Origin of the sequence: Tsuneonella deserti, assembly GCF_014644315.1 — a bacterium.
Classification (GTDB): Bacteria; Pseudomonadota; Alphaproteobacteria; order Sphingomonadales; family Sphingomonadaceae; genus Tsuneonella; species Tsuneonella deserti.
Map to the genome: position 1 here is coordinate 1,342,239 of NZ_BMKL01000001.1, position 13,043 is coordinate 1,355,281.

The following is a 13,043-nucleotide window of genomic DNA, read 5'->3' on the forward strand; positions in this document are numbered from 1 at the left end:
ATCAGAGCAGCTTCGCGATAGCCTTCTCGATGCTTGCCGGGGCGTCGGTCGGAGCATAGCGGCGGACGACGTTCCCCTCACGATCGATCAGAAACTTGGTGAAGTTCCACTTCACAGCCTTGGAACCAAGCAAGCCGGGCGCTGCCGACTTCATCCAGTCGTAGAGCGGGCTGGCACCCTCCCCGTTGACCTCGATTTTCTTCAGTACCGGGAAAGTCACGTCGTAAGTCAGCTTGCAGAAGCTGGCGATTTCCTCGGCGTTGCCCGGCTCCTGCGCGCCGAACTGGTTGCAGGGGAAGCCGAGCACTTCGAAACCCCGTTCGGCGTATTTCCGCTGGAGCTCCTCCAGCCCTTCATACTGGGGAGTGAACCCGCAGCGCGAGGCCACGTTCACCACCAACAGGACCTTGCCCAGCTTCTCGCTCAAATCGAGCGGCGTTCCGTCGGGTTTCTCGACCGTGAAGTCGGCGATCGTGGTCATTCCAGCACCCCTTCGTGCAAGCGTACCACGCGGTCCATCCTTGCCGCCAGCCGTTCGTTGTGGGTCGCCACGAGCGCGGCGCTGCCCTCGCCCCGGACGAGTTCGAGGAATTCGGCAAAGACCTTGTCGGCGGTATGCTCGTCGAGGTTGCCGGTCGGCTCGTCGGCCAGGACAAGATGCGGCCGGTTGGCGAGCGCCCGGGCGACCGCGACGCGCTGCTGCTCGCCGCCGGAAAGCTGGCTCGGCCGATGGGTCAGGCGGTGCGCCAGCCCGAGCGCCGAGAGGATTTCGCGCGCGCGTTCCTCAGCTGCCCCTCGCTCCTTGCCGGCGACGAGCTGCGGCATGACGACGTTCTCGATCGCGTTGAAATCCGGCAGCAGGTGATGGAACTGGTAAACGAAACCCAGATGCTCGCGGCGCAGCTTGGTGCGACCGTCCGTCGCCAACGCGCTGGCGTCGGTACCGACGATCTCGATCTTTCCGCCGAAGCCGCCTTCGAGCAAGCCGACAGCCTGCAGCATGGTCGACTTGCCCGAGCCCGATGGGCCGAGAAGCGCGACGATTTCGCCCGGCCCGATCGACAGGTTCACTCCGCGGAGCACGTCGATGCGCTCCCCGCCCTGCTCGAAGGAGCGGGTGAGATTGGTCAGGCGGACGACCGGCTGGGCGCTATTCATAACGCAGCACCTGCACCGGGTCGGTGCTGCTCGCCTTGAAGGACGGGTAGAGCGTGGCGAGAAAGCTGAGCACCAGCGCCAGAAGCGCGATACCGACGATCTCGAACGGATCGGCTCGCGCGGGCAGCGTGGAAAGGAAGCGCACGGAAGGGTCCCAAAGGTTCTGGCCCGTCACGACCTGGATTGCCTCGACGATGCCCTGGCGAAAATAGAGGATCAGGAATCCGAGCAGCAACCCCGCCCCGGTGCCGATCGCGCCGATGGTGAAGCCGGTGGTGACGAAGATCTTGAGCAGCGACCGCCGGGTCGCCCCCATCGTCCGCATGATGGCGATATCCCGCGTCTTGGCGCGGACCAGCATGACGAGGCTGGAAAGAATGTTGAACGCGGCGACGAGCACGATCATCGACAGCGCGAAGAACATCGCCACCCGCTCGACCTCCAGCGCTTCGAACAGCGAGGCGTTGATCTGCTTCCAGTCGGATACGACCGCCCTCCCGGCCAGCTTGCGGGCGAGCGGCGCGAGGTACTCGCTCGCCTTGTCGGCATCGTCCGTCTTCACTTCGATCATGCCGATCGTGTCGCCGGTCAGCATGAGCGTCTGCGCATCGGCGATCGGCATGACGACGAATTTCTCGTCATAATCATAGACCCCGATCTCGAAGATCGCCGCGACCCTGTAACCGACCTGGCGCGGGACGGTGCCGAACGGGGTCGAGCGGCCAGCCGGATTGATAACCGTGATCGTGTCGCCAACCTGCGCCCCGAGATTCTCGGCCAGCCGCGCGCCGATGGCTACCTGGCTGGCATCAGGCTTGAGCGGGGCGAGGGACCCGGCCACGACATTGGGCTGCAGGCGCCCGATGTCCTGTGCCGTGTTGCCGCGCACCAGTACGCCTTCCACCCGACCGTTGAACGTCACCAGCAAAGGCTGCTCGATAAGCGGGCTCGCGCGCGTGACGCCGGGGGTCTTGCGGACTTCCTGCAAGACGTCCTGCCAATTATCCAGCCGCCCGCCGTAAGCCTGTATGATCGCGTGACCGTTCAGACCGACGATCTTGTCCAGGAGTTCGGCGCGAAAGCCGTTCATCACGCTCATCACCACGACCAGCAGCGCGACGGAGAGCATGACCACGCCGACGCTGATGCCCGCGACGAGGGCGATGAAGCCTTCGCCCTTGCCAGGCAGCATGTAGCGCTTGGCCACGGTCCATTCGAATGGGGAGAGGATCAAGGTGCCCGGTTTCGTTCAGGAGGGGTTACGCCGCGCGGTGTAGGGGCGCAGGGCGCGACGTGCAACGGGTGATGCTCGGCACCCCGCCCTTGTCATCGGGCCTCGCAGTCGCCATTGAGCCCCCCGAGCAACAAGGCCGCCCAGCCGATGATCTTTCCTCATCCGTTTCCGCCCGCCGACGACGACAAGCTGCGCGAGGAGTGCGGCGTGTTCGGAGCGATCGGCACGGCCGATGCCTCCGCCGTCACCGCGCTCGGCTTGCATGCACTCCAGCACCGCGGACAGGAAGCGGTCGGGATCACCAGTTTCGACGGACAGGAATTCTATTCCCGTCGCGGAACCGGTCACGTGGCGGAAAACTTTTCCACCCAGGATGCGATCGCCGGGCTGCCCGGGTTCATGGCGGCAGGCCACGTGCGCTATTCTACCACCGGCGGCGCCGGTCTGCGCAACGTGCAGCCGCTCTACGCCGACCTTGCGGCCGGCGGATTCGCGGTGGCGCACAACGGCAACATCTCCAACGCGCGGACCTTGCGCGATGAACTCGTCCGCAAGGGCGCGATCTTCCAGTCCACTTCGGACACCGAGGTCATCATCCACCTCGTGGCGACCAGCCGCTATCCTACCACCATCGACCGACTGATCGATGCCCTGCGCCTCGTCGAAGGCGCGTATTCGCTGATCGTGATGACCCCCGAAGGCATGATCGCCTGCCGCGATCCGCTGGGCATCCGTCCACTCGTCATGGGCAAGCTGGGCGATGCAACGGTGTTCGCCAGCGAGACGGTCGCCCTCGACGTGATCGGCGCCGACTTCGTCCGGCAGGTCGATCCGGGGGAGATCGTCCGCGTCGATTTCGACGGCAAGCTCACCTCGCTCCGCCCGTTCGGCCAGAACCGCCCGCGGCCGTGCATCTTCGAGCATGTCTATTTCAGCCGGCCCGATTCGATCTTCGATGGCCGCAGCGTCTACGAAGCGCGCAAGGCCATCGGACGCGAGCTCGCGATCGAGGCTCCGGTCGAGGCCGATCTCGTGGTGCCGGTACCGGACAGCGGCGTGCCGGCGGCGATCGGCTACGCGCAGCAGTCCGGCGTGCCGTTCGAACTGGGCATCATCCGCTCGCACTACGTGGGACGAACCTTCATCCAGCCGAGCGATAGCGCACGGCACGATGGCGTCCGGCGGAAGCACAACGCCAATCGCGGCCTGATCGAAGGCAAGCGCATCGTCCTGATCGACGATTCGATCGTGCGCGGAACGACTTCGATGAAGATCGTCGAGATGATGCGCGCCGCCGGGGCGACGGAGGTCCACTTCCGCGTCGCCAGTCCGCCGACGGCGCACTCTTGCTTCTACGGCGTCGATACGCCCGAACGCTCTAAGCTGCTCGCGGCGAGGATGGATATCGAGCCCATGCGCGATTTCATCAAGGCCGATAGCCTCGCCTTCGTGTCGATCGACGGCCTCTATCGCGCGGTAGCCGACCAGAAGCGCGACAACACGCGCCCTCAATATTGCGATGCCTGCTTCACCGGCGACTATCCGACATCACTCACCGATCTGGCGCAGCGCGAGAATCGCGACGCGCAGCTTCCCTTTCCAGCCAACAAGGTCGCCTGAATGACAGACCAGAAGCCGCTTTCGGGGCGCATTGCGCTCGTCACCGGCGCGAGCAGGGGCATCGGTGCTGCCACCGCTCGCGCCTTGGCCGAGGCGGGCGCTCACGTCCTGCTGACGGGGCGTGACGTGAAGGCGCTGGAAACGGTCGAGGAGGCGATCCACGAAGCGGGCGGCAGCGCGACCATCGCTCCGCTCGACCTTACCGAGGCGGACGGTGTCTCGCGGCTCGCGGCAGCGGTTGCCCAGCGGTGGGAAAAGCTCGACATCCTCGTGATCAACGCCGCATTCCTGCCTTCCCTCACGCCGGTGAGCCAGATCGAGCCCAAGCAGTTTGGCCAGGCGATGACGGTCAATGTCCTTGCTACCCAGGCGCTGCTCGCGGCGTTCGACCCGCTGCTGAAACGCGCCGGGCATGGCCGCGTGATCGGCTTGACCAGCTCCGTCGGCACGGCACCGCGCCCCTATTGGGGCGCCTACGCCGCGACCAAGGCCGCCTTCGAAGTTCTGCTCGATTGCTATGCAGGTGAGATCGAGAGGCTCGGCGATACCCGTGTCGCCATTATCGACCCTGGGGCAACCCGCACCACTATGCGCGCGCGGGCATATCCGGGCGAGGATCCCGCCAGCGTGAAGCCGCCGGAAGAAGTCGCGACCCGTATCGTGTCGCTTCTCCTCGAGGACTTTCCGACCAGACATCGTGAGCGGATCGGCAAGATCGGTTAACCATTTTCGCGAGCTAAGCGGAAACCAACCTCGGGCACTACCTGCAAAGCCTCGCCGCCACTTCGCGGCGTGGACCGGATTAAAGTGCTCGAGGAAAAGGCTGGCCCGCCATGATCAATACCCACGATCGCTATTCGCTGGCAGCGCAGGAAGATCGTTGCTCGCCGCGCACCAAGCTGACCATTCCGGCCCAGCTACGCGCTTCGGGCGGACGACCGTTCCGTACCGTGGTGCACGATCTGTCGATATCGGGATTCTCGGCTGCCGCAATCAACCGGATGCACGTGGGTCAGCTGTGCTGGCTCACCCTCCCGGGCCTCGAATCGCTCCAGGCGGAAGTGGTGTGGTGGGACAACTGCATCGCTGGTTGCGCTTTCGCCGAGCTGCTCAGCCCGATCGTCCACGACAACATCATCGCCCGCTACACGAGCGGCGGGGTGTTCCGGCCGATCGCCTGAGCTAGCGGACGCTCGCCGCGATGACCGCGTCGAGCATCTTGCGCCGGGCTTCGGAAATCGACTTGCCGGTGGCGGCGGGCCAGCTCGATACGACCGCAATCACCAGCCGCTTGTCCGGCACGATCGTGATGGATTGGCCGAAGATGCCCTGCGCGCCGAAGCTGGCGCCGGGATACGTCCACCATTGATAGCCGTAGCCGTACCCTTCGCCAAATTCGACCTGCGGCGCTCCCGCGCGGGTGAACCAGCCAGCCGGCACCGAAGGCTGCCCGCCCTCGAGCGCGAACTGGCCCATGCGGGCATAGTCGGACAGCCGTAGCGACAGGCAGCACCCGCCGATATTTCCGCCGGTCAGATCGGTCATCCAGAACATCGGCCCAGCAAATCCCGCCGGGTCGACGATCTTGTGTTTCGCGTATGCGGCCAGGGATTGGCCCGTCGCCGCGGCCACCAGGTCGCCGAGAAGATTTGTCTCGAGGGTCTTGTACACCCACTTCTGCCCCGCCGGCGCTTCCCGCGTCAGCGTCCGCGCATAAGTGACGGCCTGGGATTCGCCCGCGACGGGCTCGATCTGCAACATCCTCGCCACGTCGCTGGCCGGATCTGCGTAGTCCTCGTTCCATTTGACGCCGGATGTCATCGTGGCGAGTTGCTCGACACTGACTCCATCGTAGGCAGAGCCCGCGAGCCTGGGCAGGTATTTGGTGACCGGATCTGCCATGCTACCGATGAAGCCGTCCTTCACCGCCGCCCCGAGAAGGGTCGAGGTAAAGCTCTTGGCGACCGAGAAGCTCGTCCAGCGGCCCTCGGGGGTGAAGCCGAGGCCATATTTCTCGTAGCGAACGCGCCCGTCCTGCAGGACCATGATGCCCGCCGCGTTCGAGCTTGCGAGATAGGCATCGAGGGTGGACCTGGTCGCGGAATCGAGCGCGGTTCCCGCAGGCAGTTTTCGCACGACCGGGGCGGACGCGATCTCGTATCCGGCGAAGTAGTTTTCCATGTGACGAAAGCGGTCGGCGCGGGTCCCGTCATCCCAAAACAGGACCTGCTGGTCCTGCAGCGAAATCCGGGTGCTCGGCTGGGTGGGTCGAACCGCTTCGGGTGCGGAAACCGTCGCGCACGCACTCAAGGCGAGTGCCGCAAGCAGGGTGAGCTGTCGCCCCATCAATGTTCCTTCACTAGGGTCACTTGGTGGACGTCGATCCCGCCGCCGCGGAAGCCGCCTTCGCAATACATCAGGTAATAGCGCCAGAGGCGGACGAACCGCTCGTCGAAGCCGGCCGGCAGTCGGTTCGCGCTCGCAGCAGCGTCGAAATTCTCGCGCCACAGCCTGAGCGTTTCCGCGTAGTCGAGGCCAAAGTCCGACTGGTCTGTCCATTCGAGACCCCGCTCTTCAGCCAGCCGGCGGAATTCGGATGTCCGGATCAGCAGCCCGCCAGGAAAGATGTAGGCCTGGATGAAGTCGGCGCTGCGGGCGTAGTGATCGAACAGCGAATCCTTCATCGATATGAACTGTATCGCCGCCCTTCCGCCCGGCTTCAGGTTGCGGGCCACGCAGTCCATGAAATCGGGCCAGAATTCGCGTCCGAGAGCCTCGACCATCTCGACACTGACGATCGCGTCATACTGGCCGTGCATGTCGCGGTAATCGCGCTTGAGGAAAGCGGGCGGCGGCTGCCCAGGGGTCGCTTTCGCCCGGCAATAATCAAGCTGGGCATCGGAAAGGCTGATCGCATCCACCCGGGCGCCGTGGCCGGCCGCGGCATGAGCCAGCATCCCCCAGCCGCAGCCAATCTCGAGCACGGATTGGGCTTGCTCGATACGTACCCGGTCGAGCATCGCGGTGACTTTGCCGAGCTGTGCATAATCGAGCGGTGAGAGAAACTGTTCGGCGCGCGAAGGTGTGTTCGGCGCGCTAAACAAAGCGCTTGAATAACACATCGATTGCCCCAGCCAGGCCGCATAGAAATCGTTGCCGAGATCGTAATGCGCATGGATGTTGCGTTCGGCTCCCGCATGGGTGTTGCGGTTCAGCCAGTGCGCGAACCGTGCCGCCAGCCGAAACGGCCCCCGTGCCCGCCCGGTGTCTCCGAGCGCATCTCCATTGGCCATGAAGAGCGCGAAAAGGGGAACGGGATCGGGGCTGTCCCACTCTCCTGCCTCCCAAGCCTGGTACCAGCCGATCGAACCATTGGTGGCCAGCCGGAGCAGCGCGCGCCAGTCCCGGATCTCAACTTCCGCCTCGAAGCCGGGCGCTCGCCCGCCAAGAAGGCGAGTGCTGCCGTCGGGCAGCCGGCCCACGATCGAGCCGCGCTCCAGCCCTTCGTCGATCCGGTCGAGAACCTTGTGAAATCCCGGTGCGAACAGGCGCGCGAGCACGCCCGGGCTGCGCGCGAACCGCGCACCAGCCGATAGAAGGGAGCCTCCCCTGCCCAACCCCTCTGCATGCATTCCTGCGCTATGAACCGCTTCCTCGCGCGGGGCAAGCCGACCGGCAGCGGCCAAGTCAGTCCTTCTGGTCCCTATAGGCGCCAAGCGCCCTCTCGCGCGCCTCGCGGTGGCCGATCACCTTCGGCGGATATGATCCACGCATCTCATCGGGGGGATCGTGGATGAGCGGATCGCGCACGTCGGCAAGCTCGGGTACGAACTCGCGGATGTAATCCCCGGCGCGGAACTTCTCGCTCTGGGTCAGCGGGGCCATGATGCGGACGAACATGTTGCTGTCCACTCCGGTGCCGGAGATCCACTGCCAGTTGACCGAGTTGTTGCCGTAATCCGCGTCGACAAGGCAATCCCAGAACCATCGGGCTCCTTCGCGCCAGTCGATGAGAAGATGCTTCACCAGGAAGCTCGCCGCAACCATCCGCACCCGGTTGTGCATCCAGCCGGTCTGCCAAAGCTGGCGCATTCCGGCATCGACGATGGGATAGCCGGTCATGCCCCGCTGCCATGCGCGCAAATCGTCCCCGGCCGCTGCGCCGCTTCGCCAGACGCCGGAGAAACCATCGCGGCAACTTTGTTCGCCGTGACGGGGAAACTGGACGATGATGTTCTGTGCATAGTCGCGCCAGATCAGCTCCCTGGCAAAGGTAGACCAGCCCGCGCCACCGCCCCGGTCGAGCCGGTGCCAGACTTGAGCCGGCGAAATCTCGCCCCAATGAAGATGCGGTGACAGGCGGGAGGATCCGTCCTCGGAAGGCAGGTTGCGGGTCTCTGCGTAATCGTCGACGCGATCGGCCCAATCTTCGAGCTGTGCGTGAGCGGCCGCTTCGCCGACTTGCCAGAAAGCGGCCAGCCCGCCGGACCAGTCTGGATGACTCGGCAGGAGACGCCAATCGGCCAGGTTGTCACTCGCCGGCAAATTGCCCGGAGGTTGCAGACTTCCAGGCGCGGGCAATGGCTCGCGAGGTGGCATTTTGGCGAGCAACGCCTTGGAAAATGGGGTAAAAATCTTGTATGGGGTTTCCGCTCCCGTCCTCAAGACATCGGGCGGCAGCAGGTAATTCCCGTCGTAGAGCATTAACTCCACCGACTCCGCGAGGGCATTTTCGGCATCGCGCCACCACGGCTCGTAGTGCCGAATAGCGTGCACCGTCGTCGCGCCGGCCTCTCGCGCTACCTGTGCGACCTGATCGGCTGCCCGGCCCCGCCGAAGTATGAGGCGCGACCCCAGCCGGTCGAGGTCCCGCGAAAGGCTTTCGAGTGAATGGTGCAGCCACCAGCGGGCGGCGCCTCCGATAGCGTTTCGGCCTGCGATGCCATCGTCGAGGACGTAGACCGCAACGACAGGACCGGCCTGGGCGGCCGCGTGAAACGCGGGCTGGTCGGCCAGGCGCAGGTCACGGCGCAGCCACACAATCTGGGGCGAAGTCATCGCGAGCGGAACACAATCAATCGAACGCTGGTTCCTGCCCTCATGAGCGCATCCGACCTTGTTGTCCCCTCGGAACCACCGATCGAAGCGGAAAGCGTCCGACTGCCCCGACGCGGCTTTACCATCGATCGGCGCAAGGCGCTCATGGCGGCTGCATTATGCTGGACGGGGTTCGCGGTTGTCGCGATCCTCGTGGTCTCCGGCCGCACCGGAGCGTTCGACAGTTTCGGCCTGCTTGCCAATCGAAGGCAGGCCGACCTGTCTTTCGCCGGTTCGCAGTTAATGCTGGAAATGGTGAGGGACATGACCGCACTCGGCGGCGTCCTGCTGCGCAATCTGTTCGCCGTGGCGGCAGTCGTCGCGTTGCTGTTCCTCAAGCTGCGTCGCGAGGCAGTTCTTTTTGCGATGACCATCGAAGGCGGCTGGGTCGCGAACTCCATGCTCAAAGGCCTGGTAGGCCGCGAACGGCCGCAGATCGTACCGCACTTGATGGAAGCGGGGGGAGAAAGCTTCCCCTCGGGCCACAGCTTCAACTCCGCGGTGGTCTTTATCGCGATGGCGCTCGCCTTCGCAGCGATGAGCCAGCGCCATTCGGTGCGCTACACGCTGATCGGCAGCGCGATGGTGCTTTCAGCGATGATCGCGTGGAGCCGGGTGATGCTCGGCGTCCATTTTCCGAGCGATGTTGCCGCCGGCTGGCTGGGCGGGGCCGGATGGGCGTTCCTCGCCGCCGCGCTGCTCTACAAGCCCGCCCGGGCTGCGGCGGACAGCGAGGCCGTGCAAGCCATCGCCCCGTCCCCAGCGCTTCGCGACCAGGGCGCACCGAAATCCGGTTGATGCGCCCTTCGCTCGGCAGCGGACCTTTCTAAAGCGGATCGGCCGCGTTCGGCTCACCCTGGCCCGGAGGGCGGCTGTCGAACGGTTCGGGTCCGTTGCCCTCGACGGTCCAGGTCTGGCCCTTGGCGAGAAGCTTGGCCAGGTTCGGCTCCTTGCCCGCGCTCGCCTTTTGCCGCTCTTCGGCGACGGCGGTTTCAAAGGTTGGTCGTGGATCGTCATAGAGGACACCCAAAGCCATCGGGAAAGGCCCGAACGGCATTTCGACCAGCATGTGCGCGATCGAACGATTAGTGACGTCATGGACGATCACCCCGGCCGCCTGCCAGTCACCATCTTCGACCGCAACTATCATCAGGCGCAGCTTCTCCCGGTCGAGGGCGATGCCCTGGGTTCCGCCCGCGAACAGCATCGGCTCTCCATCCTGCAGCCATAGCTGACGGTCCTCGGCGCCCTTGGGTGCGGCGAAATCGTCAAATACGTCCTTGTTGTAGACGATGCAGTTCTGGAAGATCTCGATGAATGCGGCGCCCTGATGCGCATGCGCGGCCTTGAGTACCTCCGGAAGGTTCTTCGACACATCGAATCCCCTTCCGACGAACCGCGCCCCGGCACCCAGCGCAAATGCCGCCGGCCGCGCGGGATGATCGTAGCTCCCCAGCGGAGTCGACGGGCTCCTCGTACCCTCGCGGCTGGTCGGCGAGTATTGCCCCTTGGTAAGGCCGTAAATCTCGTTGTTGAACAGCATGATCTGCAAGTTCACGTTCCGCCGAAGGACGTGCATCAGGTGGTTGCCGCCAATCGACAGCCCATCGCCGTCGCCGGTCACCAGCCAGATATCCAGTTCCGGGTTGGCCAGCTTGACCCCCGTAGCGATCGCCGGCGCACGGCCGTGGATCGTGTGGAAGCCATAGCTTTCCATATAGTACGGAAAGCGGCTGGAGCAGCCGATGCCGCTGATGAACACGGTAGTCGCCGGGTTGGCGCCAATCTGCGGCAGGGTGCGCTGCACGGCCTTGAGGATCGCATAGTCACCGCAACCGGGGCACCAGCGAACTTCCTGGTCGGTTTCCCAGTCCTTCACCGTTGTCGCGAAGGGAGTCATGTCGTTCATTTCAATTGTCCCTGTCGTGATGACGGCGCAACTCGCGTGGCAGAGTGCCGTCATCGTGGCCCGCTTCGGGATTGGGTAGCTGGGTTGCGTCCGCGGGGACTTCCCCGCCCTCGTTGCCGGCAATACCGTCGAAGTACTTGGCGATCGCCGCGTCGAGTTCCGCGATGGCGAAGGGCTGTCCGCTCGTCTTGGTAAGCGGGGTGGCGTCCACGAGGTACTGGTCGCGCAGCACCGTCTTGAATTGGCCGGTGTTCATCTCGGGCACCAGCACATTGTCGAACCCGCGCAGAAGATCGCCGAGGTTCGCGGGAAGAGGCCAGATATGCCGCACGTGAATATGGCTGACGTCGAGGCCGCGCTTGCGAGCGCGACGCACAGCCTGGTGGATCGGACCGAAGGTGCTTCCCCAACCGACGACCGCGAGCTTGCCCGAGGCGTTGCCGAGACAGACGTCCTGGTCGGGCACCGCGACCCCGTCGATCTTGCCCTTTCGAGCGTCGGTCATCGCCTGATGATTGGACGGGGAATAGTCGATGTGGCCCGTATCCACCGCCTTCTCGATACCGCCGATGCGATGCATCAGGCCGGGTGTTCCGGGCTTGATCCACGGCCGGGCGCCCCTTCCGTCGCGCTTGAAGGGAAGCAACTCTTCCCCCGCGTTCTTCTCTTCGAGGAAGGTGACCGGGAAAGGTTCGTAGCTTGCCGGGTCGGGCACCTTCCATGGTTCGGCCGCGTTGGCGATATAGCCGTCGGTCAGCAGCATGACGGGGGTCATGTACTGAACAGCCATGCGGCAGGCTTCGATCGCGCAATCGAACGCATCGCCGGGGCTGCGGGCGGCGATGACAGGCATGGGCGCGTCGCCGTTGCGACCGTAGACCGCCTGATAAAGATCGCTTTGCTCGGTCTTGGTCGGCAGGCCTGTCGAAGGACCGCCGCGTTGCGAGTTGACTATAACGAGCGGAAGCTCGGTCATGATCGCGAGGCCCATCGCCTCGCCCTTCAGCGCGATGCCGGGGCCAGAGGACGACGTGACCCCAAGCTGCCCGGCATAGCTGGCGCCAATGGCAGCACAGATCGCGGCGATCTCGTCTTCGGCCTGGAAGGTGGTGACGCCGAATTCCTTGAGCCGGGCGAGATGGTGCAGGATCGCGCTCGCCGGAGTGATCGGATACCCGCCGAAGAACATCGGCAATTCGGCCAGTTGAGCTCCGGCTACGAGGCCCAGGCTGATCGCTTCGGCCCCGGTGATGGTGCGATACAGGCCCGGCGCGCTGGCCACGGGCTCGACATGCACCTGGCGCAGCGGACCCGATAGCTCGGCGGTTTCGCCATATGCGTGTCCCGCATCAAGAGCGGCGATGTTCGCCTCGGCCAGTTCGGGCTTGGTGCGGAACTTGGCCTTGAGCCACTCGTGGATAGGCTCGCGCGGGCGGTCGAACATCCATAGCGCCAGCCCCAGCGTCCACATGTTCTTGCAGCGCAGCGCGTCCTTGTTGCCTAGGCCGAACGGCTTGACCGCCTCCACCGTCTGCGCGCTGATGTCGAACGCGAGAACCTGCCACTTCGCAAGGCTGCCATCCTCGAGCGGGCTTGTCTCGTACTTCGCTTTCTCCAGGTTGCGCCTGGTGAACTCCCCTGTGTCGGCGATGATCAGTCCGCCGGGCTTCAACGCCGCGACATTCACCTTCAGGGCGGCGGGATTCATCGCGACCAGCACGTCCGGCGCGTCGCCCGCGGTTTCGATCGCGGTCGATCCGAAGTTGATCTGGAAGGCGCTGACCCCGAACAGCGTGCCTTGGGGGGCACGTATCTCGGCAGGAAAGTCCGGGAACGTCGCCAAGTCGTTGCCCGCCAGCGCGGTCGACAGGGTGAATTGCCCGCCGGTCAACTGCATTCCGTCGCCGGAATCGCCCGCGAACCGGACCACGACTGCTTCAGGATTTTCGGAAGAGACCGAGAGCTGTTCCCGCTCGGCGGCTTGGGTTGCCATGAGGTATCCTTATCGAGCGCCTCTGCCGGCGC

General features: G+C 64.7%; 12 protein-coding genes. 4 read left to right on the top strand and 8 right to left on the bottom strand.

All coding sequences use genetic code 11. The features are described 5' to 3' along the window. Position 1: 1 nt before the first annotated feature. Genes IEW58_RS06340 through IEW58_RS06350 form a run of 3 tightly spaced genes read right to left on the bottom strand, consistent with a single transcriptional unit; the run spans position 2 to position 2,392 of the window. The gene (locus IEW58_RS06340) at positions 2 to 481 is read right to left on the bottom strand and encodes a glutathione peroxidase (RefSeq protein ID WP_188644355.1); all 480 of its coding nucleotides are present in this window, start codon (positions 479 to 481) and stop codon (positions 2 to 4) included. Further along, positions 478 to 1,158 (bottom strand): ABC transporter ATP-binding protein, encoded by a 681-nt coding sequence (locus IEW58_RS06345; protein WP_188644356.1) that lies wholly within the window; start codon positions 1,156 to 1,158, stop codon positions 478 to 480. Before IEW58_RS06345 ends, IEW58_RS06340 begins: the two co-directional genes overlap by 4 nt. Beyond that, positions 1,151 to 2,392 carry a lipoprotein-releasing ABC transporter permease subunit gene (locus IEW58_RS06350; protein ID WP_188644357.1) on the bottom strand — a complete coding sequence of 414 codons (1,242 nt, stop codon included), beginning with the start codon at positions 2,390 to 2,392 and terminating at the stop codon, positions 1,151 to 1,153. Before IEW58_RS06350 ends, IEW58_RS06345 begins: the two co-directional genes overlap by 8 nt. A gap of 147 nt (positions 2,393 to 2,539) precedes the next feature. Between IEW58_RS06350 and purF the strand changes: the two genes are divergently transcribed. From purF to IEW58_RS06365, 3 genes are all read left to right on the top strand, one after another. Further along, positions 2,540 to 4,012, top strand: a complete 1,473-nt coding sequence (gene purF / locus IEW58_RS06355; protein WP_188644358.1) for an amidophosphoribosyltransferase — start codon at positions 2,540 to 2,542, stop codon at positions 4,010 to 4,012. After that, positions 4,013 to 4,735: an SDR family NAD(P)-dependent oxidoreductase gene (locus IEW58_RS06360; RefSeq protein WP_188644359.1), complete on the top strand. Its 723-nt coding sequence runs from the start codon at positions 4,013 to 4,015 to the stop codon at positions 4,733 to 4,735. It abuts the gene before it with no gap. Between the two features lie 110 nt (positions 4,736 to 4,845). After that, the gene (locus IEW58_RS06365; RefSeq protein ID WP_188644360.1) at positions 4,846 to 5,193 is read left to right on the top strand and encodes a PilZ domain-containing protein; all 348 of its coding nucleotides are present in this window, start codon (positions 4,846 to 4,848) and stop codon (positions 5,191 to 5,193) included. A gap of 1 nt (position 5,194) precedes the next feature. On the opposite strand, the gene IEW58_RS06370 is transcribed toward IEW58_RS06365, so the two are convergent. From IEW58_RS06370 to IEW58_RS06380, 3 genes are read right to left on the bottom strand one after another with little or no spacing between them, the layout of a single operon-like run. Next, complete coding sequence (locus tag IEW58_RS06370; RefSeq protein WP_188644361.1) at positions 5,195 to 6,358, bottom strand: serine hydrolase domain-containing protein; 1,164 nt, start codon at positions 6,356 to 6,358, stop codon at positions 5,195 to 5,197. Next, positions 6,358 to 7,644, bottom strand: a complete 1,287-nt coding sequence (locus IEW58_RS06375; RefSeq protein ID WP_188644362.1) for an SAM-dependent methyltransferase — start codon at positions 7,642 to 7,644, stop codon at positions 6,358 to 6,360. The genes IEW58_RS06370 and IEW58_RS06375 overlap by 1 nt, the downstream gene beginning before the upstream one ends. A 55-nt stretch (positions 7,645 to 7,699) precedes the next feature. Beyond that, entirely contained in the window at positions 7,700 to 9,070 is a 1,371-nt protein-coding gene (locus tag IEW58_RS06380; protein ID WP_188644363.1) for a cryptochrome/photolyase family protein, read from the bottom strand. 42 nt (positions 9,071 to 9,112) lie between these two features. Here IEW58_RS06380 and IEW58_RS06385 point away from each other — a divergent pair, with 42 nt between their 5' ends. Next, complete coding sequence (locus tag IEW58_RS06385; protein ID WP_188644364.1) at positions 9,113 to 9,907, top strand: phosphatase PAP2 family protein; 795 nt, start codon at positions 9,113 to 9,115, stop codon at positions 9,905 to 9,907. 28 nt (positions 9,908 to 9,935) lie between these two features. On the opposite strand, the gene IEW58_RS06390 is transcribed toward IEW58_RS06385, so the two are convergent. Both IEW58_RS06390 and IEW58_RS06395 read right to left on the bottom strand, forming a co-directional pair. Next, entirely contained in the window at positions 9,936 to 11,018 is a 1,083-nt protein-coding gene (locus tag IEW58_RS06390) for a 2-oxoacid:ferredoxin oxidoreductase subunit beta (protein WP_188644365.1), read from the bottom strand. Between the two features lies 1 nt (position 11,019). After that, positions 11,020 to 13,011 carry a 2-oxoacid:acceptor oxidoreductase subunit alpha gene (locus IEW58_RS06395; RefSeq protein ID WP_188644366.1) on the bottom strand — a complete coding sequence of 664 codons (1,992 nt, stop codon included), beginning with the start codon at positions 13,009 to 13,011 and terminating at the stop codon, positions 11,020 to 11,022. Between the last annotated feature and the right edge of the window lie 32 nt (positions 13,012 to 13,043).

Bases quoted from the DNA above. Each gene is read 5' to 3' on its own strand.
- IEW58_RS06340 (WP_188644355.1), bottom strand. From the start codon at position 481: ATGACCACGATCGCCGACTTCACGGTCGAGAAACCCGACGGAACGCCG.
- IEW58_RS06345 (WP_188644356.1), bottom strand. From the start codon at position 1,158: ATGAATAGCGCCCAGCCGGTCGTCCGCCTGACCAATCTCACCCGCTCC.
- purF (WP_188644358.1), top strand. From the start codon at position 2,540: ATGATCTTTCCTCATCCGTTTCCGCCCGCCGACGACGACAAGCTGCGC.
- IEW58_RS06360 (WP_188644359.1), top strand. From the start codon at position 4,013: ATGACAGACCAGAAGCCGCTTTCGGGGCGCATTGCGCTCGTCACCGGC.
- IEW58_RS06365 (WP_188644360.1), top strand. From the start codon at position 4,846: ATGATCAATACCCACGATCGCTATTCGCTGGCAGCGCAGGAAGATCGT.
- IEW58_RS06370 (WP_188644361.1), bottom strand. From the start codon at position 6,358: ATGGGGCGACAGCTCACCCTGCTTGCGGCACTCGCCTTGAGTGCGTGC.
- IEW58_RS06375 (WP_188644362.1), bottom strand. From the start codon at position 7,644: ATGCATGCAGAGGGGTTGGGCAGGGGAGGCTCCCTTCTATCGGCTGGT.
- IEW58_RS06380 (WP_188644363.1), bottom strand. From the start codon at position 9,070: ATGACTTCGCCCCAGATTGTGTGGCTGCGCCGTGACCTGCGCCTGGCC.
- IEW58_RS06385 (WP_188644364.1), top strand. From the start codon at position 9,113: ATGAGCGCATCCGACCTTGTTGTCCCCTCGGAACCACCGATCGAAGCG.
- IEW58_RS06390 (WP_188644365.1), bottom strand. From the start codon at position 11,018: ATGAACGACATGACTCCCTTCGCGACAACGGTGAAGGACTGGGAAACC.
- IEW58_RS06395 (WP_188644366.1), bottom strand. From the start codon at position 13,011: ATGGCAACCCAAGCCGCCGAGCGGGAACAGCTCTCGGTCTCTTCCGAA.